This window comes from Pseudoalteromonas sp. L1 (genome assembly GCF_021728095.1).
Taxonomy (GTDB): Bacteria; Pseudomonadota; Gammaproteobacteria; order Enterobacterales; family Alteromonadaceae; genus Pseudoalteromonas.
In genome coordinates this window covers 127363-152829 of record NZ_JAKKCT010000002.1, presented here as the reverse complement: position 1 = coordinate 152829, position 25467 = coordinate 127363, and the positions used below count along the sequence as shown (strand labels likewise).

The 25467-nt window shown below is 40.3% G+C and carries 19 protein-coding genes; 14 read left to right on the top strand and 5 right to left on the bottom strand.

The genetic code is table 11. The features are described 5' to 3' along the window. Positions 1–30: 30 nt before the first annotated feature. Positions 31–1110, top strand: coding sequence for a Xaa-Pro peptidase family protein (locus tag L3V38_RS06890; protein WP_237118869.1), 1080 nt, complete (start codon positions 31–33; stop codon positions 1108–1110). Between the two features lie 3 nt (positions 1111–1113). Here L3V38_RS06890 and L3V38_RS06885 read toward each other — a convergent pair whose 3' ends face one another. Together L3V38_RS06885 and L3V38_RS06880 are read right to left on the bottom strand one after the other, a co-directional pair. Next, complete coding sequence (locus L3V38_RS06885) at positions 1114–1722, bottom strand: flavin reductase (RefSeq protein ID WP_237118868.1); 609 nt, start codon at positions 1720–1722, stop codon at positions 1114–1116. A gap of 11 nt (positions 1723–1733) precedes the next feature. Further along, positions 1734–2480, bottom strand: coding sequence for an SDR family NAD(P)-dependent oxidoreductase (locus L3V38_RS06880; RefSeq protein ID WP_237118867.1), 747 nt, complete (start codon positions 2478–2480; stop codon positions 1734–1736). Positions 2481–2903: 423 nt separating this feature from the next. Between L3V38_RS06880 and ppc the strand changes: the two genes are divergently transcribed. Further along, positions 2904–5549 (top strand): phosphoenolpyruvate carboxylase, encoded by a 2646-nt coding sequence (ppc, locus tag L3V38_RS06875; RefSeq protein ID WP_130152118.1) that lies wholly within the window; start codon positions 2904–2906, stop codon positions 5547–5549. Here the strand turns inward: ppc and L3V38_RS06870 are convergent. Beyond that, positions 5546–7594 carry a tetratricopeptide repeat-containing sensor histidine kinase gene (locus tag L3V38_RS06870; protein WP_237118866.1) on the bottom strand — a complete coding sequence of 683 codons (2049 nt, stop codon included), beginning with the start codon at positions 7592–7594 and terminating at the stop codon, positions 5546–5548. The genes ppc and L3V38_RS06870 overlap by 4 nt on opposite strands. Positions 7595–7934: 340 nt before the next feature. On the opposite strand from L3V38_RS06870, the gene L3V38_RS06865 reads away from it, so the two are divergent. Both L3V38_RS06865 and cdd read left to right on the top strand, forming a co-directional pair. After that, positions 7935–8303: a hypothetical protein gene (locus L3V38_RS06865; RefSeq protein WP_237115598.1), complete on the top strand. Its 369-nt coding sequence runs from the start codon at positions 7935–7937 to the stop codon at positions 8301–8303. Between the two features lie 117 nt (positions 8304–8420). Continuing rightward, on the top strand, positions 8421–9350 hold the full coding sequence (cdd, locus tag L3V38_RS06860) for a cytidine deaminase (RefSeq protein WP_237118865.1): 930 nt from the start codon (positions 8421–8423) through the stop codon (positions 9348–9350). On the opposite strand, the gene udp is transcribed toward cdd, so the two are convergent. Continuing rightward, positions 9339–10094 (bottom strand): uridine phosphorylase, encoded by a 756-nt coding sequence (udp, locus tag L3V38_RS06855; RefSeq protein ID WP_062567943.1) that lies wholly within the window; start codon positions 10092–10094, stop codon positions 9339–9341. The genes cdd and udp overlap by 12 nt on opposite strands. Before the next feature lie 142 nt (positions 10095–10236). On the opposite strand from udp, the gene L3V38_RS06850 reads away from it, so the two are divergent. The 10 genes from L3V38_RS06850 (at position 10237) to L3V38_RS06805 (ending at position 24334) form a co-directional block, all read left to right on the top strand. Continuing rightward, positions 10237–11016, top strand: coding sequence for a DUF2189 domain-containing protein (locus L3V38_RS06850; RefSeq protein WP_237118864.1), 780 nt, complete (start codon positions 10237–10239; stop codon positions 11014–11016). 291 nt (positions 11017–11307) lie between these two features. Beyond that, positions 11308–12417 carry an arginase family protein gene (locus L3V38_RS06845; protein ID WP_237118863.1) on the top strand — a complete coding sequence of 370 codons (1110 nt, stop codon included), beginning with the start codon at positions 11308–11310 and terminating at the stop codon, positions 12415–12417. Positions 12418–12545: 128 nt separating this feature from the next. Next, positions 12546–13244, top strand: coding sequence for a transporter substrate-binding domain-containing protein (locus L3V38_RS06840; RefSeq protein ID WP_237118862.1), 699 nt, complete (start codon positions 12546–12548; stop codon positions 13242–13244). 190 nt (positions 13245–13434) lie between these two features. Next, positions 13435–14727, top strand: a complete 1293-nt coding sequence (locus L3V38_RS06835) for a hemolysin family protein (RefSeq protein ID WP_237118861.1) — start codon at positions 13435–13437, stop codon at positions 14725–14727. Positions 14728–14805: 78 nt separating this feature from the next. Continuing rightward, positions 14806–16470 (top strand): cyanophycinase, encoded by a 1665-nt coding sequence (locus L3V38_RS06830; RefSeq protein WP_237118860.1) that lies wholly within the window; start codon positions 14806–14808, stop codon positions 16468–16470. Positions 16471–16583: 113 nt separating this feature from the next. Next, positions 16584–17672 (top strand): ATP-dependent 6-phosphofructokinase, encoded by a 1089-nt coding sequence (locus L3V38_RS06825; protein ID WP_237118859.1) that lies wholly within the window; start codon positions 16584–16586, stop codon positions 17670–17672. A 205-nt stretch (positions 17673–17877) separates the two neighbouring features. After that, a complete protein-coding gene (locus L3V38_RS06820) occupies positions 17878–19041 on the top strand; it encodes an efflux RND transporter periplasmic adaptor subunit (RefSeq protein ID WP_130152108.1) in 1164 nt (387 codons plus the stop codon). A gap of 12 nt (positions 19042–19053) precedes the next feature. Then, positions 19054–22185, top strand: a complete 3132-nt coding sequence (locus tag L3V38_RS06815; RefSeq protein WP_062567935.1) for an efflux RND transporter permease subunit — start codon at positions 19054–19056, stop codon at positions 22183–22185. Then, a complete protein-coding gene (locus tag L3V38_RS06810) occupies positions 22185–23588 on the top strand; it encodes an efflux transporter outer membrane subunit (RefSeq protein WP_237118858.1) in 1404 nt (467 codons plus the stop codon). The genes L3V38_RS06815 and L3V38_RS06810 overlap by 1 nt, the downstream gene beginning before the upstream one ends. A gap of 128 nt (positions 23589–23716) precedes the next feature. After that, the gene (locus tag L3V38_RS06805; RefSeq protein ID WP_237118857.1) at positions 23717–24334 is read left to right on the top strand and encodes a TetR/AcrR family transcriptional regulator; all 618 of its coding nucleotides are present in this window, start codon (positions 23717–23719) and stop codon (positions 24332–24334) included. A gap of 31 nt (positions 24335–24365) precedes the next feature. Here the strand turns inward: L3V38_RS06805 and L3V38_RS06800 are convergent, their stop codons facing one another. After that, positions 24366–25466 (bottom strand): HupE/UreJ family protein, encoded by a 1101-nt coding sequence (locus L3V38_RS06800; RefSeq protein ID WP_237118856.1) that lies wholly within the window; start codon positions 25464–25466, stop codon positions 24366–24368. Position 25467: the final 1 nt, after the last annotated feature.

The following is a 25467-nucleotide window of genomic DNA, read 5'->3' as shown; positions in this document are numbered from 1 at the left end:
GTTAGCATGCACAAAAAATAAGGAGCGACAATGCAAGTTAATTACTTAAAAAGACAAGCTGAATTTAAAGCCTTGCTAGCACAACACGATTACAGCGCCATGTTAGTTCTAGGTCATGAAAATATTCGTTACTTAAGTGGCTTTAGTGGTAATGCCGCTTATGCATTAATCACTCAAAATGATTGTGTGCTGATCACAGATTATCGTTACCATCAACGTGCAATCGCAGAAACAACGGGTTTTGAAGTTGTTTGTCGAGACAGAGACAACGAAACCCTTGGTCATTGTATTAATAGGCACCTTAAACCAAACAGCCATGTCGCATTTGATGCAAGTTATGTGACAGTAGCAATTTGGCAAGGTGTGGCAGATGAGCTAAGCGGCCACACTCTAACAGCTGTAAACGGTTTAATAGAAAAACTAAGACGCGTTAAAGACGACTGGGAAGTTACGCAAATCAAAGCGGCCGCAGCCATCGCTGATGAAGCACTAGCACAAACGTTACCTTATTTTAAACCAGGTGTAACTGAGCGAGACTTGGCCTTAGAGCTTGAATTTAGAATGCAAAAGCTAGGTTCAGAAGGAATGTCGTTTGCAACCATTATGCTGTTTGCTGAGCGCTCAGCCTTGCCCCACGGTAATCCATCAGATCAGGTTTTAAAGCAAGGTGACTTTGTAACGCTTGATTTTGGCGCGGTTGTGAATGGCTATCGCTCTGATATGACACGCAGTTACATTATTGGCGAAGCGTCAGAAAAACAAACCCGTATTTATAACACGGTGCTTGATGCACAAAATGCGGCACTTGAAATGGTTAAACCAAGCATTAATTGTTTAGATTTAAATGCTATATCAAACAAGGTGATTGCTGATGCGGGCTTTGGCGAATATGCGGGTAAAGGCTTAGGTCATGGTTTAGGACTATTTTTACATGAAGTGCCATTTATCAACACATTGACGGACTACAAGCTTGAGGTTGGCAATGTGATCACCATTGAGCCTGGCATTTATATACCAGGCTACGGCGGTGTGCGCCTTGAAGATGACATAGTTGTCACCGAATCTGGCTTTGAGATGTTAACCCATGCGCCTAAGCCATTTATAATCTAGTGATTACTTTTTAGCATAAGCTAAGCGGGCTAAACGTTCAGTTACATGGTAACTATCGAGCCCGCTTACGGCGACTGTATCGATGGCTTCAATATCAATAAAGCCATCTTCAGCTAGGCAATTTTCATCTAAGTGTACGTCAGTTATTTCACCTATAATCAGCTCAGTTCCGTTAATAGCTAGGTGGTGATGTTCTTTTAAGGTAACAGCATATTTTAACCGACTGTTTGCAACAAAAGGCGCTAAAAAATCATTCAAATACTGTGTTTCTAGCCCTGTAGCATCAAACTCAGATTCTTCTTTATCATAACGTGCAGATGTTTGGTGTGCTTGATGATAAATATCTTTATTAACCTGATTAATGGTGTAACAACCTGTTGAAAGAATATTTTCAAGGGTGTGTCGCGGTACAGAATGAGGGCGGATTATCATTCCCACTAGCGGAGGATGCGCGCCTAAATGAAATACTGAGCTGACGATAGCGAGGTTTGTTTGATTATGGCAATTTTGAGTGCCTATCAAATTAGCACTTTTGAACCCTGATAAACTATTAATTAAATGAGCGCGATAACGGCTATCAAGGTTTGCAATTGCTTGTTTTGTTAAATGCATGAAGTTCCTTATTACCAATCTATGGGTTGTCCCTGCCAATCAAAATAAGCAGGGTTGTCAAAATTAGCTAAAAAGCGAGTGTCTGACAGAAATTTAAATAGCTGTTCTGCTACAAACTCAGGGGTAAAGAGCTTTCCATCAGGTACATTTACCTGAAAAGGCTTTGATAGTGGTGTATCCGTTGTACCTGGATGGAAAAGCACACAACGATTTTGTTTGTAACGACGGTTAAGCTCAATTGCTGCTGATTTAAATAACATATTTAATGCGGCCTTTGATGCTCTGTAACTGTACCAACCCCCTAAATTATTATCGTTAATACTGCCCACGCGGGCGCTCAGTGCACAGATGACGCTTTTAGTTTTTGTATCTAATAATCTAGAAAAGGCCGTTACGCAGCGAATTGGCAGTAGCGCGTTTGTTTGCATACTATTAATAAAATGCGTGTCAGAAATTTGTTCAAGTTTACGTTCCGGTTGGTTGTTTAGATCATGCAAAATCCCATTAAAAATAACTAACTCACTCAAAGGGGTCTGTTGCTCTGTAAGGGTTTTTGCTATCGCCGATAAGCTAGCTTCGCTGTAATCTGTTTCAAAATGAAGGTGTTTATTGCTGTGCTTTATATTTGAGCTATCAATCAAAGGTTGAGGTTGTCGACTAATTGTCACTATTAGACATGACGATAAATGTTTATTGAGTGTTGTGAAGTAGGCTTTTGCAATCTCACTACTTGCTCCACAAAGAATATATAGTTGCATTTTTGACCTGTTTTAAAAATATTTGAAAAAAATTTCGTACAAACTATCAGCCAATAAGAAAGTGACAGCAGCTCCTTTTCTCATAGGGCAAAGCTAAAGCGCAGAATAAGTGAAAGGTAAAAAGTTGACCACGCGCACATCAAGGATGCCTTAACACATGGGGATTTTACCGTTTTAATTGGTAAGTCCATTTTACCAATTAACTGTATTGCAAAGTGCAACACTTAACCAAGCTGCGTATTTATTACACTTTTATGTTGAGATATTGGTTATTCTTTTTTACGAGTTTGTTAGAAAATTCGATCTATTAAATTAACGCTGACAATGATATTAATAAAAAGGATCAGTATTTAGCGGCATTTTTGCAAGCTTAAATACTGTGCAGTAAGTACTTTCAACTTAGTTAAAGAAAGGAGTATGAGAATGAGTGAACAATACGCTGCACTTCGCGGTAATGTTAGTATGCTTGGACAAATGCTGGGTCAAACTATTAAAGATGCTCAGGGTCAAGCCATTTTAGATAAGGTAGAAGAGATTCGCGCTTTATCTAAATCGTCACGTAGTGGTAACGAAGCTGATAGGCAAGCACTTATCGATGTACTACACGCTCTCACAGATGAAGAACTATTACCGGTTGCACGCTCATTTAATCATTTTTTGAATCTTGCTAATGTTGCTGAACAATTTCATACAGTATCGCGCTTTAATGACGTTGGTTTTTGCCAACTAAACCCTCTCACTCAAACATTAAAAGCGTTAGCATCAGCGGCAAAACAAGGGCAGGTTGACCCTAATAACCTTGCGCAAACTCTCTCAAAACTCCACATAAACCTTGTACTGACAGCTCACCCAACAGAAGTGACACGTCGTACTATGATCAATAAACACGTTGAATTAAGTGATTGCTTAGCGACGCTTGAGCGCAAAGATAATTTACCAACCGAACGTGATGAGCTTTTAAATCGCATAGAACAGCTAATAAGCCAAGCATGGCACACCGATGATATTCGTCGCTCACGACCAACGCCAATTGATGAAGCTAAATGGGGTTTCGCAGTTATTGAAAATAGCCTTTGGCATGCTGTGCCGCGTTTTTTACGCGAGTTTAGTCAAGATGTTAAATCTCAACTAAATCTAGAGCTACCTATTGATTATAGCCCCATTGAGTTTACTTCTTGGATGGGCGGTGACCGTGATGGTAACCCATTTGTAACTGCCGAAGTGACTCAGCAAGTGCTTGATCATGGCCGCTGGATGGCACTTGATTTATATTCCCGCGACATTGAAACACTCAGTAATGAGTTATCAATGTCAGAAGCCAGTGATGAGCTAATAGCACTTGCAGGACAAGAATTTGAACCTTACCGTGCTGTTCTTAAAAACCTAAGAAATCAAATTGTTGAAACGGTTGCCCACTTGGGGGCAAAGATCAAACAAAAGCGTACTGATGCACAAGACTTGATCACTGACATAGCACAAATTAAGCAACCGATAGATGTTTGTTATCGCTCATTGCTTAAAAACAACATGAAAGTTGTCGCAGATGGTTTGCTATTAGATGTTTTACGCCGCGTAAACAGCTTTGGCCTGCGACTTGCTAAGCTTGATGTTCGCCAAGACTCATCTCGCCATAGTGATGTGTTTTCTGAATTAACACGTTATTTAGGTTTAGGTGATTATCACCAGTGGCAAGAAGATGACAAGCAAGCCTTCTTACTTGCAGAGCTTAACTCTCGTAGGCCGCTCATTCCGAAACATTGGCAACCAAGCCCAGAAGTGAAAGAGGTTCTTGATACCTTTGATGTTATTGCTGCTCAGGATTCACAGACATTTGGCCTTTATATAATATCAATGGCTCGCACAGCATCTGATGTATTAGCTGTGCAATTATTGCTTAAAGAGAGCGGCTGTACGTTCAATTTGCCTGTTGCCCCACTTTTTGAAACGCTTGATGATTTAAATGCAGGTAAAGATGTAATTGAATGCCTGTTGGATAACACTTGGTACCGTGGTCATATTCAAAATCAGCAAAATGTTATGATTGGTTATTCTGATTCGGCAAAAGATGCCGGTATGATGGCCGCAGGCTGGGCACAATATGAAGCAATGGATAAGCTCGTTCAATTAGCTGAACAACGTGGTATTGAGCTTGTTTTATTCCACGGTCGCGGTGGTACTGTTGGTCGTGGTGGTGCACCTGCCGCACAAGCATTGCGTTCACAACCGCCGGGTTCTTTAAAAGGGGGTTTGCGCGTAACTGAGCAAGGGGAGATGATCCGCTTTAAGTTTGGTTTACCAGCTGTGGCACTACAAAGCTTAAACATTTATGCCGGAGCAGTGCTTGAAAGTAACTTATTGCCGCCACCAGAGCCTAAAAGCGAGTGGCGTGATGTTATGAAGCTTATCAGTAATGAGTCATGTGAGCATTACCGTGCAGTTGTCCGCCATGATGAAAACTTTGTACCTTACTTTAGAATGGCAACCCCAGAGCAAGAGCTATCGAAATTGCCGCTTGGCTCACGTCCTGCGAAGCGAAATCCTAATGGTGGCGTGGAAAGCCTACGTGCAATTCCTTGGATATTTGCTTGGAGTCAAAACCGATTGATGCTGCCTGCATGGCTTGGGGCATTAACAGGGCTTAAGGCTGCGCTTGATAAGTATGGGATTGAAACACTTCATGAAATGAGTTTACAGTGGCCTTTCTTCCGTGCTCGTTTAGAGATGCTTGAAATGGTATTCAGTAAAGCTGATAGCTGGTTAAGTGCACATTATGACGATGCATTAGTCACTGAGCAATATCGACCACTTGGTGTAAAACTTCGCCAAGAGTTAAGTGAAGCGATTGAACTTGTACAGTCACTCAGCCCACAAAAAAGCTTACTGGCAGATCAACCTTGGATTAAAGAGTCTATTGCGCTTCGTAATCCGTATACCGATCCGCTTAACTTACTACAAGTTGAGTTGTTGCGCCGTTCACGTGAAGCAGATGAAAGCTCTGAGGGTGATATCGACAATGCCTTGATGATCACCATGACAGGCATCGCAGCGGGTATGCGTAATACTGGCTAATCAAATGCCTCTTGATTGTTTGTAACTAAACGAATATCTAGAGGCAGAGTAATAATAAATCGTGCGCCGTGTTCACATGACTCGGCGCATATCTCACCTTTTAAGTTATATTGAACAGCGTTGAATACCACATTCAAGCCTAAACCTAAGTGTTGCTCACCTAAGTTTGTGGTGTAAAAAGGTGTAAATATTTCTGACAAAATCTCATCTTTAATACCCACGCCATTATCTTGATAGACAATATCTACGTAGTCTCCATGCTCAACTAGGTGCATATTAACACTGCCATTGTCCTGATTTTTAAAACCATGTTCATAACTGTTTATTACCAAGGTTTTAAGTACGTCTGTGATGATAGAGGGGTGCGAAACAATGGATACTTTGCTACCTGTAACAGAGTATGAGATTTGCTTACCTAAATAATTATCTAAAAAAGAGAGTTGTTGCTTCAAATAATCAGGCAATGAAATTTCAACGGGTGGTTTATCAAGAGCAATTGACACATTGAGTGCCTTAAACTCTTCGACAATACTTGCCAGACGATTAATATTACTTATGACCAATTCTTTTGCACTGGCTGTGTGAGTAATGAATTGGTGAAAACACTTACTGGTAAGCTGCTGAGCCTTGAACTTTTCTGAGATTGATAGCAAATATTCATCAATTAAAGAGCTGGCAGTGACAATTGTGCCGATAGGCGTATTTAATTGGTGCGCCATACCTGAAACCAAAGCCGTAAGAGACGCTATTTTTTCAATTTCGATTAAGTGCTTTTGGGTATCATGGAGTTGTTTGAGTGCATTGGCTAACTTTTTATTTTTATTATCAATGCTATGAATTGCGGCGAATGAGCCAAACAAAATAACAACTAAGCATATCGATATAGCAATTGTCAGTTCTTTAAAAGCCTTTGCTTTGGTTGCTTTTATTTGTTCTGCTTTGGTGAGTTCTGCAATTCGTATTTCTTTTGCAGCTAAGTCAGCCTCGGCTAATGCTTTTGCAATATTTACGCTAGCTTGTCGGGTTAACACTGCGGTTTTAATTTCATTATATTGTTTAAAAGCAGATAGGGCGCTTTCAAAGTTCCCTTGCTTTTCGTATAAGTGTGAAGAAAATTTAGCAATATCTAGCTGGGTAGTGAAATCTACATATTTATTATTTTTTAAACCAACAGAGGTGAGTATTTCTATTGCCTTTTTAACATTGTTTTGAGCATCATAGGTCGTTGCTAAGCACAAAATTGCATTCATGTACTCGCTATCAATATCTTTCTCGTTGATAATCTTTAAGGCTTGAATTTGCACCGCTTCTGAGTCAGCTAAACGGTTACTTAAACGGAGTGCTTTTCCTCTTAATACTAAACTTGTGGCTAAATGGTTTGTGAAATTATGCTGCTCTTGTAAGGCAATTGCTTGATCTAATATTTTTAATGCCTCATCGTACTTGTTAAGTCCGATCAGAGCTAATGCTATATTGGTTGATGCAAAAGACTCATTTAAATGTTGGTTATTTTTTTTGGCATAGTCTTTATAATTTTCGAAGGTAACCAAGGCTTCAGAAAAGCGCTCTAATTTAAGGTAAATAAGCGCAATATTGTTTTCTGTTTGATAAACAAGGCGTTCATCTCTTGATTTAGCAAATGGCATGGCATCTCGATAGTAATTTAATGCCTCATTGTATAGCCCTAATCGCGCATAAATACCGCCTGATATATTGAAGTACCCATACATCAAGCTTTTTTCTTCTGAGTGTGCAACCATACTTTTATATTCAACAATGGTTTTCATTGCCTGTTCTAATTCATCAACCTCTAGTAAAAACCAAGCTTTGTAATTAGTAACCATGATGCTTTGTTCAAGCGAGAAAGATTGGCTATCGAGCAAAAAGTTTACACGTTCAAGACCTTCTATAGGGGAGCGAGCATAGCTTTGTCGAATTGACTCGCGGAGTTTATCAAATTCAGCATTAGAAATAGTTTCAGCTTCCACTGTATTTAAGCCAGCAAAAAAGAGTAGGCTTATAAAAAAGAAGATACGAGCACTCATAACGTATTATTCCGGTTAACAGTAAAAACCAAAGCATCAGGCGAGGATAGTCGATGCACAGCATAATTTGAGGTGAGTACTTTAAATTGTATTTAAACTGAGCGTTATCTGAAAAAGCTTATTCTTATCTGGGAAAATCCTTAGTTATTGTAAAAGTAAGTTAACTGTTAAAAGCCGTTACAAATGGCCTAACACTAGATAGCTATAAAGTATGGTTTTTATATCTGGTCAGACCTATTTGGGCTTAGACTATTGACTCGTTAGAAGATCGCACTAGAATGGCTCGGCTTTTGCCCCCCATCGCTTAAGCTTTTATATAGTCTTTTTCCCGAGTTAGTTTATGTCGAACGTGTCTACTTGTATCACTTATGATACAACGACGTCATTAGTAATGATGACGTTAAGAGGGACTGCAAGTGCACAGGATGTGATTAATTTTTACCAAATAGCGCATCAATACTCGTTATTATATGGCTCAGATAAAATTTTAGTTGATGTGTCAGAGTTAACTCATAACTTTGCTCCTGCTGAGTTATTCAATATTATGCCAGTAATTGCTCATTCATTAAAAAAAGCATGTGTAGCAATCGTGGTAAGTTTTGATGGTTTCATGCATGATTTGTTTGTTCAAAAGGCGAAGCGTTATAACTTACATGCTGAAAACTTTGAGTGTTTTCAAAAGGCCAAAACTTGGTTGGTCGCGCAATAAATTGACTTTAATTACTGATATATGAGGCTTGTTTTAGTTTTATAATGACGATGAAAACCTAGTATTTCATGATGTAACCTTTTACACTGTATAGCCAATTAATAAATATAATTTGTTATGACAGCAAGTAATAGAAAACATAGTCAAACAGAGCAAAAACAAGCGCCATTTAGCTTTTCTGAACAACAACAAGATACACTTTTCACTGAACTTAAAACTAAGCGCGGTATTTTATCCCACAGTGACATAATCCAGCTTTGCAATGAGCACCAAGTTACCGAATTAGAGCTTTTAAAAGCATGCGTGCCAGTCGCTAGCCTATTTTCTGTTGCACCTATCTCTAAATTTTATGTAGGCGCAGTTGCCCTTGGAATAACAGAACAAGGTGACAGGCAATTTTATTTTGGCGCAAACGTCGAGTTTTCCCATCAAGCGCTCAGTTTGGTTGTTCATGCAGAACAATCGGCGATAAATAATGCGTGGTTAAATGGTGCGTCAAGTATAGTAAAAATAGCGATAAGTGACGCTCCGTGTGGTTATTGCCGCCAATTTATGAATGAACTAAACACCGCAGACACACTGGACATTCATCTTCCAGAGCGTGATTTTACACTACGCGAGCTACTCCCCAATGCATTTGGTCCAAAAGATTTAGGTAACAAGGTCAGCTTATTATCTAACAGCAGTCAATCACTTAGCTTTGTTGATGTAGATAGCATTGAGCAAAAATTAGTTATCACCGCATTAAATTCTTATGTGCCTTATACAGGCAATTACAGTGCCGTGAAGATCGCTACCTATCAGCATGGAGATTTTTATGGCGGCTATGCAGAGAATGCAGCATATAGCCCAAGCCTTTCACCTTTACAAAGTGCATTAAGCCAACTTTATTTGGCTGGAGTCGCGTTTACTGGCGAAAATGTAGAGTCGATTAGCTTGCTCGAAACACAAGGTGCAGAGAATCAATTAGAGGTGACTAAAAGCGTGCTGGCGAGTTTTGATTTCTCACCAGCATTTGAACACATTATTGCTGCTTTATCCGAGTAATTGTTTTGCAGCTTCAATCACTACGGCGACTGATTTTCTTTCAATCTCGCCGTGGTCTACATTAGGAATTTCTTGCTTAGTACGGTTAACAAGCACCCCAGCTACACAGGCTGCACGTAATCCTAAAGCAGCACACATAGTGAATAAGGTCGCTGATTCCATTTCATAGTTCATTACACCCAGTTTTTGCCATTCTTCACAACTACCTTGAAAAGCGCGAGGCACATAACCCGAATGGGTATCATAGCGTTCTTGTCCTGGGTAAAAGGTGTCACTAGACGCAGTAATGCCAATGTGAAATTGAATACCTAACTCATTACAGGCATTGACCATTGCTTGTGTTGCAAAAAAGTCTGATGCAGCTGGGTAGCTAAGTGGAGCAAAATGTTGGCTTGCGCCATCTAAACGAACAGATGCTTGGCTAATTAGAATATCACCTTCATTTATATGCGGTTGAATAGCGCCAGTGGTACCAATTCGTAAAAAGGTATTAATACCAAGTTGTGCTAGTTCTTCAACGGCTATCGATGTAGATGGACCACCAATACCAGTAGAACACACAACTATATTGTGACCATTTAAGACACCACGGTAGACATGAAACTCACGGGTTTTTGCAAGACATTCAGGATCATCTAAAAGAGAAGAAATACGTGCAGAACGATCTGGATCCCCAGGCACAATTGCAAGAGTTGCACCTTTTAAGTCGTCACGTGTTAGTCCTAAGTGAAATACCTTTTCCATTTTTGAACCTTATTTTTAGCTAAAGCGTAATACTTTATATATCTGCCGTGAATGTACAGGACAGATGTCCTGCAATGCGATTGTTGCAAGAATCGAGCAGATAACCTAAACCTTAATAGATAATGATAAATGAGGATATACTATGCCTGCTTCATCTTCTATGAGTAAACATCAACAATTTGCTCGTTGTTTACAAAGCACTCAAATTTCTACGATGGCCCCCTTTCACTGGTTGGCGTTGGCGTTTAAAGACATCGCAAATGCACCGATACTCAGTTTAGTCTATGGGTTAGTTTTTACCCTGATACCTGCCGCGATAATGTTTTTTGTATACAGGTTCGACACGCATTTGGTTATTTTACCTGCCGTAGTTGGTTTTGCATTAGTTGGACCTGCATTTGCTGCTGGGCTGTATGACGTTGCGTGGGAGCTAGAAAAAGGCCATAAACCAACACTACTGCACAGCTTAAAGTCAATGTTCAGAAACCCCGCTGGGGAGTGGGGGTTTGCCGTTTTACTCATGGTGATCATGATAGTGTGGATGCGATTGGCAGCGCTTATTCATGCTTTATACCCTAATGTAGTTAATCCAAGCTTTGAACAGTTATCTGCTTTTTTAACGTTGGGTAGTATTGTCGGTGGAATACTCCTAGTCACTGTTTTCGCCATTTCAGCATTCGCGCCTCAAATAATGATGGAGCGTCGTGTAGATATCATGACTGCGGTTATTTCTTCTATTAATGCAGTAAAAAACAATGTAGGCGCCATGATTGTCTGGGCTGCATTAATTTTGTGTTTAGTGTTTGTCGGTTTTATTACAGGCACAGCTGGCTTTATTGTAATCATGCCATTACTTAGTTATGCCAGCTGGCATGCATACATAGCCGTTATCAAAACTAAGAAGCCAAGAGGCTACGAATAATGAGTATTCACTCTGATTGAATATTAATTTAACGCAGCAACTTAAAGGGTTGCTGCAAAGTTTGACTTTAAAATTCCCCATGTTATATCTGCCAAAAGCAAGGTGCTTATGCTCGAGATAAGCCAGCAAAACCCTTCTGTTTTGAAAAAGAACTTCAATTATATCAATTGTTTGTTTTTTCAAGTTTTATTTTCTTTTACCTTTGATTGAGTTGAACATAATCAAAAGTAGAGGAGAGCGTAATTTTTTAAATTACGCATGAATATGCAGATACTTACCAGCGGAGTGAAAATGAGTAACACACAAAAAGCGTTCCATGAAAAATTAAGCCAGTGTTTATGTCCACCGGGTGATGGTGTTTTTACCGTTAATACGGCAAAGGAACGAAAAGATGCATTACGTACAAAGCTTTATGGGCAAACTGATAACGTTGATGTGCTTTGGAAGGAGTCACTTGAAACACTGGCTGATTCTGAGCACAAAGCGGTAATTTTAGGTATTAGCTCTGATTGTGGTGGTGGTATTTTACGAGGCGCTAACTGGGGCCCGTTATTCTTACGTTCAACCTTAATTGACCAACAGCCACAAGCACGCGCCTTTGATTTAGGTGATGTTCGTGTGATCCCTCATTTACTACACGATAAATATTTAAACGATGCGACAATCACTAACTGTCAAAAGGCGCTGTACGCAGACGAAAACAGTGAATACCACGTATCACCTTTGTCGATTACAGAAGATGTGTGTGATGGTTTTTACGCTAACTACCCAGACAAAGGAATTTTCGGTATTGGCGGTGATCATTCAATTAGTTACCCGCTAACAAAAGCATATTTAAAGGCAAAACGTGATGCAGGCAAACGCACTGCAATCATTCACTTTGATGCTCATACAGACTTATTAGTTGAGCGTTTAGGTATTGATTTATGTTTTGGCTCATGGTGTACGCATATTCTTGAGTATTTACCTTCACCGCGTAATTTAATTCAGTTTGGTATTCGTTCGAGTGGTAAACCGAAAGAGCATTGGGAATCAACGTTTGGTGTTAAACAGCATTGGGCACATGAAATCTTAGAACGCGGCGCGCAAGCCGTCGCTGATGAAGTAATTGCACAACTTAAAGCCGATAACATTGATGAGCTGTATGTTAGCTTTGATATTGACGCATTAGATGAAAGCTTTGCCTCAGCCACCGGCACGCCTGAAGCCGGCGGACTAACGCCGCAGCATGCACTTGATATCTTAGTTGCTATTGCTGATGAGTTTCCGATCACGGGGGCGGATATGATGGAAATAGCGCCATTCACAGATAGCTCTTTAATTGGCCAAACAAGTTCTGAGACGACGCTTCGTGAAGGGGCAAAGATTTCAGCTTTCTTAATTAACGCCATAAATAAGTAACGGGTTTAGGTGAAAGGCGTAGTTTGCCTTTCACCTATCATTGGGTACTTCAAATTTTATTTCCAAATCTTACACTTCAGACTATATTTATATAAAAAATAATTATAAATTTTTGGTATAGTCAATTTATGCTTAAACCTATTGTTCTATCACTTGCTATGTTGTTGCAACCTTGCTTTGCAGCAATCACCGTTGTGACAGAAAATCTTCCTAGTTTTCAATATCAGAATGCGCAAGGTGTTCTTGTAGGGACTGTGGTTGAAGAAGTAACTAACGCTTTAAAGAAAAGTGGTGTTGAGTATACGTTATCAGTAAATGCATGGCCCATATCATATAATGCCGCCTTACGAGATGAAAAAACGTGTATATTCTCCATTGCTAGATTACCAAGCAGAGAAGATAAGTTTAGCTGGGTTGCAAAGCTAGGTAATTTCACAGCTTCTTTTTATAGTTTTAAGTCACAACAGGTTAAAATTGAAAACCTAGAGCAAGCAAAAAAATACCGAATAGCAGTCTTAAAAGACAACTACAGCCACGTATATTTGTCTGAACGCGGTTTTAATGAACAAAATCAGCTTATTTTGCTAGATAGCTTTGAGAATATTTATGATGTTCTCAAAAGCCGCCGCTCTAGCATTGATATGGTTGTGCTTAGCGATGAACAATTCAATTATGAGCTTAAAAAAGATAAAACCCTTTCATTGCTAAAAGCTATTTATAAAATTCCTACCGATTATCAAGATTTGTACTTTGCTTGTAATAAAAATCTTGAAAGCACCACCTTAGAAAAATTAACTAACGCCTTTTCATCGAACCAAGCAAAATAGGCTTGTTGATTATAGTAAACTAGCTATAATCAGCTGCTTTTTGAACAATTTCGCAAACCCAAATAACCGATTTTCTAGTGTTAAACATTTTCAATGTAGGCCAGTTTAATCAGGTTACTCAGCGCCAAAACGTGCAAAAAGTATTATGCATTGAAAAGTTCAATGCGCCTGTTTTTTTAGGAGTTTTAAAATGAGTGATCTGCTCGTTATTGTTTTCTTAATTTTCATAAGTGCATTATTTGCGATGAGCGAAATTGCAATTGCAGCTTCACGGAAAATTAAATTACGAGTCATGGTTGATGAAGGGAATAACAAAGCCCAAGCGGTTCTCGCTTTACAGGAAAACCCAGGGGCATTTTTTGCAATGATTCAAATTTCTTTGAACGCGATTGCAATTCTTGGTGGTATTGTCGGTGAGCAGGCATTGTCACCTTATATTGAGCAAGTCCTTGTGATGATTTACCAAGGTCCTTTGCTTAGTCAAATTAGTTTTTTGATTTCGTTTTTAAGTATTACTTCTTTATTTATTTTATTTGCTGATTTATTACCAAAACGTTTAGCGATGATTATGCCTGAAGCTGTCGCTGTCAGAGTTGTGTCAATTATGCGTTGGGTCACATTTGCTTTAACGCCGTTTGTTATGTTTTTTAATGGTACAACGAATGTTATCTTGCGTGCCTTTAAGGTGCCTGCTGAACGTGAGGATATTGTTACTACCGAAGATATTGTTGCGATGATGGAAGCGGGTGCTGAATATGGCAGTCTTCAGCAGCAAGAATATCAATTGATTGGTAATGTGTTTGATTTAGAAGCGCGCTTTTTATCCAGTGTGATGACACCGAGGGATCAGATTGTTTATTTTGATGTTAGAGCAGATGCACAAGAGGTTGCTACAAAAATTATTGAGCATCCACATAATCACTTTTTAGTCTGTGACGGTAGTTTAGATAAATTAATTGGCACTGTTGAGTCTAAAGATATCCTTCGTAAAGTGCTCAAAGGGCAAAACGCTGAAATTGACAGCGAACTAATTACTCGTGATGTCTTCTACTTACCAGAAACCTTGAGCCTGTCAGAAGCACTCAATACCTTTAAAAAAGCAGCAGAACCATTTGCGGTTGTAGTAAATGAGTATGCGCTAATGGTGGGGATTGTCACTGTTAAAGATTTAATGAAAGGGTTTATGGGCGACTTGATCACTCACCAAGGTGAAGAGCTGATTATTAAACGTGATAACTCCTCTTGGCTGGTGGATGGCCTTACACCCGTAGTTGAACTCGCTAAGGTTCTTGAGATTGAAGAGTTTCCTGAGCAATCTCATTATGAAACTGTCGCAGGATTTTTGATCTACACCATGAAACGTTTACCTAAGCGGGCAGAATTTATCAATTTTGCCGGATACAAGTTTGAAATAGTTGATGTTGAGGGCGTGAAAATCGAACAGTTAATTGTTTCACGAGTGACTGAAAGTGAAGGCGCGTAAGCGCCTTCGTCATTATTTTAAGTATAATGAAAAATCTGTATACTGCGGTTTAGCTCCTTTAATACTAAAAGATTTTTTATGTTTCTTTTTAAAACCTTGTCTCGTATTTTTCTGACCACATTTATAGCCTGTTTATCAATATTATCGATTTCAAGTTTTGCGCAATCATCAAAAAATCAAACCTTAGTAATGGTTGGTGGTGCTCTTAACGTATGTAGTAGTGCCAAAACTCATCACTGTACAAATCAAAACGAGCTACAAGGTAAACAAGCTGCTCAATTTAAGATCACTGAGCGTGCTTTAACAGAATTAGAAAACGCATGGCCGAGTAACAACGAATCACACCGTAAACGAGTAATTCAGGTACTCAGCAAGTTGGCTAAAAGTCATTCAGAGACAGTGACAAAGTCAGCTTTGTTATGGGCGTGGCGTGATATTGACAATGAAAGCTTGAGTCAACTTAGCAGCCATGAGTTTAACTTTATGTTGGATATGCTCGAAGTAGCTGTTCTCGATTCTAATGGGAATAGACTAAAAGAGCAGGTTTTTAATGACCTTAACCTAGAACAGGCGAACTCAGATATTGTTGACTTTGTTGGAGCAAGTATAAAAGTCTCGAGTCAAACACCGACAGTGCTTGTTATAACAGCAGCAGATCGTGACCCATATGCTTCAGCAGATTTTTACGAGTCGCTTTTTGAAAATAAAGGAATCAAAACAGAGTGGCTTGCGTTAACACCAGCCTCAGCGTTTGCTATTACACATAATCAATGTGCTGATTTAAAAAATTTTCGCCAAGCAACAATGCATGTTTATAACCGTGAACAAGTCTACGCAGATAGGGTATTAGCTGAACAAGCTATGTGTGACGCTGGTATAAAAACTGTGCGGGAAAAAATTCAGTCGGCAACGGCTGTGATCTTTAACGATGAACAGCAAACAAACCTGCAACAAGTTTTGTTTGATAACAAAGGCAATAAACTGCCTTGGTTTGATGATTTGCAATCTCGTCCAGTGATTATGTCAACTGGAGTCAGTAGTTTATTGCAAGCAGGTGGCCAGAATACATTCGGTTCTGTGCCTAGCATAATTAGTGGTGGCGGTATTACTTCACTGAGAGACAAGCCCATAGAGCAAGCATGTATGGGTTGTGTGAACGAGCAAGCAACAGGTGGACTTATTTACTCATCTATTGGCGGACTCGGAACATTCAATTACGGCCCTGTTGATAGTCAATTTAGTGAAAATAATCGTATGCCTAGGCTAATGAGCATTTTAAATGCAACAGGCCAGCGAAATGGCTTTGGAATTGATGAAGCAACTGCTCTTGTTATGATCCACTCTACTGATACTCGCTTAATGACCGTTATTGGTCAAAGTGGTGTAACGCATATACAGTCAGAGGGTGAAAATAAAGGTCTAATAGACTATTGGCCAACGGGGGCTGTCATCGAGGTTAAGGATAATGATTTTACTTTATCAAAAAGTTCGACAGATAAGGCGCTACCTACAATCAAAATTCCACCACTACCCATGCAGCGATTTGGAAATATTTTTGAAGCTGAAAAATTGCGTTCTTTATTGCAAGCTATTTGCTTAACACAAGAAAAACAAGCAGTAGCGCAACAAGACGAGTTTTTACTTGCTCTTAATGCAAATAAAAATACAGAGTATCATCGTCTTAATAACTCACAAACAGGGTGTGCTGTAAGCAACCTAGCATTTTCTATTAAGACCTTTTAGTTTTTTAACTTAATGGCTGTATAGATTTTGTTATTGAGTTGATTTAGGTCATACGCTTTTCTTACTAATATAAGCTAACCTGTAAAAAGTGCTTTAGCGTCAGTGGAAAATGTATGAAAAAATTACTGCTATTAACAAGTGGAGGGGATTGCCCTGGTCTCAATGGGGTGATCCGAGCGGTTGTCAAAGCCGCTGAACATGATGGTAACTGGCAAGTATATGGTAGCCGAAGAGCCTACTGCGGGGTATTAGAAACACCGAACGACATTGTCCACCTTACAAATGAGCTGATTGCAGGCATTCATGTTCGTGGTGGAACAATATTGGAAACGGTGAACAAGGGCAACCCCATTGCCTTTCCTATAAATGTTGATGGTAAACACCTACTAGTTGACCGTTCTAAGGAGTTAATTGAGAAGCTAGCAGAGCTTGGTTTTGATGCGGTTATCAATATTGGTGGTGACGGTTCTCATAAAGTCTCTCAGCACTTGTTTGAACATGGTTTAAATATCGTAGGCGTACCAAAAACCATTGATAATGATTTATATGGTACTGATTATACGATCGGTTTTCAGACTGCCGTCGACACCGCTACAGAAGCGATAGACCGCTTAATACCAACAGCGCAAAGCCATAACCGAGTGATTATTACCGAAGTAATGGGTCGCGATGCCGGTTGGATTTGTTTGCATTCAGCTATTGCTGCTGGTGCAGAAGTGGCGCTTATCCCAGAAATTCCCTATGATATTGAGGTGATAAAAGCCAAACTAGCATCACGTTTTGATAAAGGCCATGGGTTCGCCAATATTGTCATTTCAGAAGGAGCTAAACCTGTTGCTGGTGGTGTTGTTAGTAAACAATCAAATGAATTAGGCTACGAAAACCCAGTGCTTGGTGGTATTGCAGAGGAGCTTGCCTCACAAATACGAGTTGCGCTTGACCTTGATGTCAGAGTAACCGTGTTAGGTCATATTCAACGCGGCGGTACACCTAATGCGTTTGATAGGGTGTTAGCAGCAGAATTTGGTGTGCAGGCATTCGAGCTAGTTAAGCAGGGGCGATTTGGTTTTATCCCTGTTAGTAAAGACGGTGAAATTAAACCGATCAGTTTAAAAGAAGCAACTTCAGAATATCGTTTTATCCCTTCAGAACATTCGTTAATTACAAGTGCTCGTGCAATGGGCATTTGCTTAGGCTATTAGTCAACGGCCCTAACTGATAGTTTTAAAACGATTTTATAATCAAAATTATCAGTTATCACCGCAAATCTGCGAATAGTAATTATTTATTGCACAAAAAACATGCTCCAAGGCAAGCTTTTTATTTAATGTAAATTAGTTTAAAGACGCTTGATCTGCGTGCTTTTTAGTTTAGAATGATCGTTCACTCTAAACTAAGGATTTAAACATGCAGCGCTCTCGCATTCCATTTTTTGCAGTGTCAGCTCTTGCTGGTGCTGTTTTTTTATCAGGCTGCGGCCAATCAGAACAGGCTCAAGGGCAGACTCAGGCAGCTCAAGCGGTTCCTGTTGGTGTAATTGAGATGCAAAGCAAACCACTTACACTTACAAAAGAACTTCCTGGTCGCGTATCAGCGTCTCGTATCGCTGAAATAAGACCGCAAGTGAACGGCATTATACAATCGCGTTTATTTGTTGAAGGTGCTGAGGTTGAAAAAGGCCAAGCTCTTTATCAAATTGACCCATCGACGTTTGAAGCGCAAGTAGCAACAAGTAAAGCGGCAATCACAAAAGCAGAAGCAAGTATTGCAAATGCAAAAGCTAAATCAGAGCGTTATAAAGAACTGTTAAATATTAAAGCAGTGAGTCAACAAGATTATGATGAAGCTGATGCGGCATACAAAGGCGCTAAAGCAGATTTGTTGACAGCTCAAGCACAATTAAAAACTGCAGAGATTAATTTGAACTACAGCAAAGTGTTAGCACCTATTAGCGGTCAAATTGGTAAGTCAGATGTTACAGCGGGTGCACTTGTCAGTGCGAATCAAGCAACGGCATTAGCGACAATTACACAACTTGATCCTATTTTTGTGGATTTAACGCAATCAAGCAGTGAATTAACCCGTCTTAAAAAAGCAATTGCAACAGGTCAGCTTGATAAAGATGCCGCACAGCATTCTAAAGTTGAGCTAAAAATGGAAGACGGCACCACTTATGCTCATAAAGGGACACTTAAGTTCTCTGAAGTGACTGTTGACCCAAGCACAGGCTCTGTCACTCTTCGTGCTGAATTTCCTAATCCTGAAAAATTGTTATTACCGGGAATGTATGTACGTGCTGTTGTTGTTGAAGGCGTTAAGAACGACGCTATCCTAGCTCCACAACGTGGTGTAAGCCGTAATACTAAAGGTGAGCCAACTGCGATGGTGGTAAGTAAAGATAACAAAGTTGAGCCTCGTATTTTAAAAACAGACCGTACAGTCGGTGCTAACTGGTTAGTGACTGAGGGACTACAAAGCGGCGATAAGCTGATTGTTGAAGGTCTTCAGAAAATTAGACCTGGTGCACCTGTTAATCCTATGCCTGCTGAGTCAGTTGCAAATAGCCAGTAACGGAGAAACTTAATGTCACGATTTTTTATTGATCGGCCCATATTTGCTTGGGTACTTGCCATTGTAGTGATGCTGGCAGGTATTCTAGCAATTAGAAGTTTGCCGGTTGCACAGTATCCATCAATTGCGCCACCAGCAATCAGTATTCAAGCCAATTACCCAGGTGCGTCGGCCCGTACATTAGAAGATACGGTTACCCAGGTTATTGAACAAAAGATGAAGGGTCTTGATGGCTTGTTATATATGTCGTCTACCTCAGAATCGAATGGTTCAGCGACATTAACATTGACTTTTAGTGCTGATACGGACCCTGATATAGCGCAAGTTCAAGTACAAAATAAGTTGTCACTTGCAACACCATTACTTCCGCAAGAGGTGCAGCGTCAAGGTGTCTCTGTTGCTAAGTCTGCTAGAAACTTTTTAATGGTAGTGGGCTTTGTATCCGAAGATGGCAGCATGAATAATATTGATATCGGTGATTATGTTTCATCGAATGTACTTGATATTATTTCCCGTGTGAACGGCGTTGGTGAAGTTCAGCTTTTTGGTTCACAATATGCCATGCGAATTTGGTTAGACCCATCAAAACTGCAAAAATACGCACTAACACCAGCGGATATCAGCGCTGCGATTAGTGCTCAAAACGCGCAGGTTTCCGCTGGTCAGCTCGGTGCGCTGCCTGCAGTTGATGGGCAGCAATTGAATGCCACAGTAACTGCACAAAGCCGCTTACAAACACCAGAGCAATTCAGAAATATCTTTGTAAAAACGAATGCAGATGGTTCAGTTGTTCGCTTAAGCGATGTGGCAGAAGTGGAACTTGGTGGCGAAAACTATGGCGTTGTTGCGCGCTTTAACGGTAAACCAGCCTCTGGTTTAGGTGTTAAACTTGCCAGCGGTGCAAATGCACTTGATACTGCCGATGGTGTAAAAGCAGCACTTGCTGAGCTTGAGCCATTTTTTCCTGAAGGGCTAACAACTGTTGTTCCTTACGACACGACGCCATTCGTATCATTATCAATTGAAAAAGTAGTCAGTACATTAATTGAAGCCGTTGTATTGGTATTCTTAGTAATGTACTTATTCTTGCAGAATTTTAGAGCCACACTTATTCCAACCATAGCGGTGCCTGTTGTATTACTGGGAACCTTTGCGATTTTGCAGGTGTTTGGTTATTCAATTAACACATTAACCATGTTTGCAATGGTACTGGCAATCGGTTTGCTTGTTGATGATGCCATCGTTGTTGTTGAGAACGTGGAACGTGTAATGACCGAAGAGAACTTATCTCCACTGGAAGCAACACGTAAATCGATGGACGAGATTAAAGGTGCGCTTGTCGGTATTGCTATGGTGCTCTCAGCGGTGTTCGTTCCGATGGCATTCTTTGCGGGCTCTACAGGCGTTATTTATCGTCAATTCTCGATCACCCTTGTAACAGCAATGAGTTTATCGGTATTGGTGGCGTTAATTTTAACACCTGCTTTATGTGCAACTATGTTAAAGCCTAGCCATGTCCATAATGATAAATCACTTTTTGGCCGCTTCTTCTTAGGGTTTAACCGAGGATTCGATAAAACCAATAATGGTGCGCAAAGCTTCGTGTCACGCATGATTAAGCACAGCAAACGTTACTTACTTTGTTATGGTTTGATTGTTGGTGGCATGGTATTTATTTTCTCGCAATTGCCATCTGCTTTCTTGCCAGATGAAGACCAAGGGATTTTATTTAACCAAGTGAGCTTACCTGCAGGTTCAACAACAGAACAAACGTTAAAAGTTGTCGAAAAGATGGAGCGTCACTTTTTAGAAGACCAATCTGAAGCTGTTCGCTCTATCTTCACAGTAACAGGCTTCAGTTTTGCAGGTTCTGGGCAAAATGCTGCAATTGGCTTCGTTGGCTTAAAGCATTGGGATGAACGTCAACGTGACGATCTATCTGTTGGTGCAGTAGCTGGTAAAGCAATGGGCTTTTTCTCAACTATTAAAGAAGCTTTTGTATTTGCTTTTCCACCTCCCGCTGTTGTTGAACTAGGCACGGCAAATGGTTTTACTTTATTCCTACAAGATCGTGTTGGCTTGGGGCATGACAAGTTACTTGAAGCGCGCAATATGTTCCTTGGTATGGCGGCTCAAAACCCTGTGCTTTCAGGTGTACGTCCAAATGGTCAAGAAGATAAGCCAGAGCTTGAACTTGATATTGATTTGGCTAAAGCTGAGGCACTAGGTTTAACACAGGCTGATATAAATAACACGCTATCAACCGCTTGGGGTAGTAGTTATGTAAATGACTTCATTGACCGTGGACGCGTTAAGAAAGTGTATCTGCAAGGTATCCCTGAATCACGTATGGTTCCAGAAGATTTAGATGAATGGTATGTGCGTAACTCAGCAGGTGATATGGTGCCATTTACAGCATTTGCACGTTCATTCTGGACGTATGGCTCACCACGACTAGAACGTTATAATGGTTTTTCAGCTATGGAAATCCAAGGTGCAGCTGCGCCGGGTTATAGTACTGGTCAAGCAATGATTGAAGTAGAAAAAATTGTTAAGAAATTACCGCCAGGTGTTGCCTTTGAATGGACCGGCATTTCTTATGAAGAGCGCCTAAGCGGCGGTCAAGCTCCATTATTGTATGCGCTTTCATTATTAGTTGTATTCCTGTGTCTTGCCGCATTATACGAAAGCTGGTCTGTGCCTGCTGCTGTAATGTTAATTGTACCATTGGGTGTATTTGGTGCAGGAGTTGCGTCATTTGTATTTAATTTATCGAATGATATTTATTTACAGGTAGGTCTATTAACCACCATAGGTTTAGCATCCAAAAATGCCATTCTTATTGTTGAATTTGCTATTCATAAAATGGATGAAGGAATGAAGTTAGTTGATGCGGCTGTGGCAGCTATTCGTCTACGTTTACGCCCGATCTTTATGACTTCAATGGCGTTTGTATGTGGTGTATTACCTCTTGCAATAGCCTCAAGTGCAGGCTCGGGTGCTCAAAATGCACTAGGTATTGCGGTTATCGGCGGTACGCTTGCTTCATCAAGTATTGTGGTGTTGTTTGTGCCGTTATTCTTTGTATTAGTACGTCGTATCTTCCCTGGTAAGCATAAAGCGACAAATGAGGAGCAAGTATAATGACCCTTAAACTCGTTTCTGTTTCTGTGGCAGCTTTGTTACTCTCTGCTTGTAATATGGCGCCAGACCTTGAACAACGTGAATTACCCGTTGCGCAAAACTATGATGTAGAGGGTAGTGAAGGCGATATAAACGCGCTGCATTGGCAAACCTTCTTTAGTGATGAACAATTACAACAGTTAATTCAACTCACGCTTGAGAATAACAAAGACATTCAAACTGCTGCACTCAATGTGCAGCAGGTGAGAGCTATGTATCAAATCGAGGATTCAAATTTGTATCCAAGTATCGATTTAAATGCATCAGGCACACGTCAGCGTTTACCAGCAGATTTATCTAACACAGGGCAAGCGACAATCACAGAGCAATACTCTGCAACGGTTGGCTTAACGGCTTACGAGATTGACCTGTGGGGGAAAGTACGTAATCAGTCTGAGCAGGCACTGCAAAACTTATACTCAGCAGAGTATAGCTTGACCAGTGTTCGCATCAGCTTGATATCTGAATTGGTTAATGCATGGCTTAACTACGCAACCGATAAAGCGTTACTTGCGCTTGCTAACGATACGCTTAAATCACAACAAGAGTCATTAGAGTTAACGCGAAAGACCTTCGCATTGGGTGCTGCCTCACAGTTAACCCTATCTCAGTTAGAAAGCACAGTAGCAACAGCAAAGGTGGATATTGCAAATTATCAACGCTTACTTAAGCGTGATAAAAATGCCTTAGACTTTTTAGTGGGTAAAACGGTGAGTGCCGATTTATTACCTACGCAAAGTATTGATACAGTGCTTAACATGCCTGAGGTGCCTGTTGGTTTACCGTCTGAGTTATTAACACAGCGTCCTGATATAAGAGCTGCTGAGCATGACCTACTTGCTGCTAATGCAAATATTGGTGTTGCGAAAGCGGCTTTTTATCCAAGTATTAGTTTAACAGCCAATGCTGGAACAGCTTCTGCTGATCTTGATAATTTGTTTGATTCAGGCTCAGGCACATGGAGCTTTGTACCTTCGATTAACTTACCTATTTTTAATATGGGACGTAATCAGGCTAACTTAGATGTGGCTAAAGCACAGCAAGAAGCTGCGTTAACAAGTTATGAGCAAACCATCCAGCAGGCGTTTAAAGAAGTGTCTGATGCACTTGCAGACCGTCAAGGTTATAAACAACAGCTTGATGCTTTAAATGATCTTTATCGTAGCAATGAGGTGTCTTTTACCTTGTCGGATGCACGCTTCCAAAAAGGTGCAGATAGTTATTTGCAAGTGCTGGATGCACAACGTAATTGGTATAGTGCAGGGCAGCAGTTAATTTTAGGTAAGCAAGCGTATCTTGCGAGCCAAATTAACCTTTACAAAGCCCTCGGTGGTGGCTGGAGTGCCCAACAGGTTGCTCAATAAACTATCAATTGCATAATTTATTTAAGGACTTGCATGATCTTAGTTGTTTTACCACAAAGCAATGATTAAGATCATGTAAACCTTATTTAAGTTATAGTTAACCCTCGTCACATTACCTCGGAGACAAAATGACGCAAAAAACCAAAAGACACAACGACCCTGCGCTTGCTGAGGCCAGACGGAATCAAGTGCTTTGTGCGGCTGCTGATTGTTTCCGACGCAAAGGTTACCATGGTGCGGGTATGGCTGAAATTTCTAAAACAGCGGGTATGAGTGCTGGCCATATCTACAATTACTTTGCGAGTAAAGAAGCTATCATTGAATCTATTGTCGAGCGCGACATGGAAGAGATGTTCTCTATCTTTAAAGAGTTTGCTAACAAACCTGGTGACCGTGTTACGGTGCTACTCGATGGCCTAGAGCGAGGGGTTGAACGCCATACTGATTTAAACCAAGGTGCGCTTGATTTAGAAATGTTAGCTGAAGCTGCGCGCAATGAAAAAGTGGCTAATTTACTGAGAGAGTCCGATACCCATGCTCGTGATTCTATGCGTGAGTTACTAATCGGCGAAAGAGGCCCTTTGCAAGACACAGAGCTGTCTGAGGTAAATGCCCGTATTGAAGTGATGTTTTCAGTAATGGGCGGGTTATTGCTCAGAAAGATGCTTAATCCTTCCCTTGATACTGAGCAAATAATGAAGGCACTAAAACCCGCCATGAAGACTTTGTTAGTCCCTTTTGAGTAATATCAAATAGAGGCGCGATACGCCTCTATTTTTAAAATCGTTCTATTGACCACTGTAACGCGATAAGAGCAATCGCAACTGACCCTACTGGCATGACCCATTTTTTGTACCAATCATAATTTCGCATAGCAATAAGTAACGGTAAGCAAACAGCTAAAATTGCAAGTTGACCTAGCTCTACACCTAGATTAAATGCAAGTATGCTCATCAATTGGTAATTAGAAGATAAGCCAAGCTCACCGAGTACGCTGGCAAAGCCCATTCCATGCAAAAGACCAAATGCAAAGGTTACCCATCCTAAGCGAACAATTAGTGGCCAAATATTATTAAGCGCTGCAAATAGCACTGAAATTGCTATTCCCAGTTCAACCCAACGACTATTAGGTGATACCAGTTCCAATGCAGTAGCTGTCAATGTGATTGAGTGGGCGAGTGTAAAAGCGGTGATGATCCACGCTGTATCCACGGCTATTTTCTTTTTAGAATTAATCCCTTGCCAACGTTTATCATTTCTAACGAGAACGCATGTTAATAATAGAGCCACAAGGAATAAAATATGGTCGACACCCATCCAAATATGTAACACGCCCTGATAGACATATTCGATGAATGTGTCACTGTAACTCGATTTATTGAAATTAACGACTTGCGATTGTTTGTTCTGACTAAACACTCTGCTTGAATTAGCAACAGCTGCAATCGCTTTATGATTTGAGTCTATATCAAATAGCGCGGTGTATTTTAAGGTAATTGCGGCAGACGCGCTTGGGCAAATTATCTGAACAGGGACATCAATGTATGATTGATTAAAGTGAGAGTCTACTTTTAATTCTCCATTGTAAGATAACAAGCAAGGCGCTGCAGATTGCACTGTAGAAAAATGATTACTTAGATAAGAGGTAATTGCCGATTGTTTGGTTTTAATTTCTTGCCATGTAATCACGTTATCTTTGTTTAAATCAAAGGGGATTTTTTGTTCTAAATCACCAACGGCAACCTGCCAAGAGCCCGATAGCTTTAACTGCTCGGTCGAATCAGCTTCGAGATTCAAATAGGCTGTACTTAATTGGTGCGCTTTTAACGTAAAGCTACAAACAAAAAGCATTAAAGCAATTAAAAGTGACTGTTTCATT

Bases quoted from the DNA above. Each gene is read 5' to 3' on its own strand.
- L3V38_RS06835 (WP_237118861.1), top strand. From the start codon at position 13,435: ATGAGTGATCTGCTCGTTATTGTTTTCTTAATTTTCATAAGTGCATTA.
- L3V38_RS06815 (WP_062567935.1), top strand. From the start codon at position 19,054: ATGTCACGATTTTTTATTGATCGGCCCATATTTGCTTGGGTACTTGCC.
- L3V38_RS06820 (WP_130152108.1), top strand. From the start codon at position 17,878: ATGCAGCGCTCTCGCATTCCATTTTTTGCAGTGTCAGCTCTTGCTGGT.
- ppc (WP_130152118.1), top strand. From the start codon at position 2,904: ATGAGTGAACAATACGCTGCACTTCGCGGTAATGTTAGTATGCTTGGA.
- L3V38_RS06865 (WP_237115598.1), top strand. From the start codon at position 7,935: ATGTCGAACGTGTCTACTTGTATCACTTATGATACAACGACGTCATTA.
- L3V38_RS06805 (WP_237118857.1), top strand. From the start codon at position 23,717: ATGACGCAAAAAACCAAAAGACACAACGACCCTGCGCTTGCTGAGGCC.
- L3V38_RS06885 (WP_237118868.1), bottom strand. From the start codon at position 1,722: ATGCATTTAACAAAACAAGCAATTGCAAACCTTGATAGCCGTTATCGC.
- L3V38_RS06880 (WP_237118867.1), bottom strand. From the start codon at position 2,480: ATGCAACTATATATTCTTTGTGGAGCAAGTAGTGAGATTGCAAAAGCC.
- udp (WP_062567943.1), bottom strand. From the start codon at position 10,094: ATGGAAAAGGTATTTCACTTAGGACTAACACGTGACGACTTAAAAGGT.
- L3V38_RS06830 (WP_237118860.1), top strand. From the start codon at position 14,806: ATGTTTCTTTTTAAAACCTTGTCTCGTATTTTTCTGACCACATTTATA.
- L3V38_RS06870 (WP_237118866.1), bottom strand. From the start codon at position 7,594: ATGAGTGCTCGTATCTTCTTTTTTATAAGCCTACTCTTTTTTGCTGGC.
- L3V38_RS06800 (WP_237118856.1), bottom strand. From the start codon at position 25,466: ATGAAACAGTCACTTTTAATTGCTTTAATGCTTTTTGTTTGTAGCTTT.
- L3V38_RS06845 (WP_237118863.1), top strand. From the start codon at position 11,308: ATGAGTAACACACAAAAAGCGTTCCATGAAAAATTAAGCCAGTGTTTA.
- L3V38_RS06850 (WP_237118864.1), top strand. From the start codon at position 10,237: ATGCCTGCTTCATCTTCTATGAGTAAACATCAACAATTTGCTCGTTGT.
- cdd (WP_237118865.1), top strand. From the start codon at position 8,421: ATGACAGCAAGTAATAGAAAACATAGTCAAACAGAGCAAAAACAAGCG.
- L3V38_RS06825 (WP_237118859.1), top strand. From the start codon at position 16,584: ATGAAAAAATTACTGCTATTAACAAGTGGAGGGGATTGCCCTGGTCTC.
- L3V38_RS06890 (WP_237118869.1), top strand. From the start codon at position 31: ATGCAAGTTAATTACTTAAAAAGACAAGCTGAATTTAAAGCCTTGCTA.
- L3V38_RS06810 (WP_237118858.1), top strand. From the start codon at position 22,185: ATGACCCTTAAACTCGTTTCTGTTTCTGTGGCAGCTTTGTTACTCTCT.
- L3V38_RS06840 (WP_237118862.1), top strand. From the start codon at position 12,546: ATGCTTAAACCTATTGTTCTATCACTTGCTATGTTGTTGCAACCTTGC.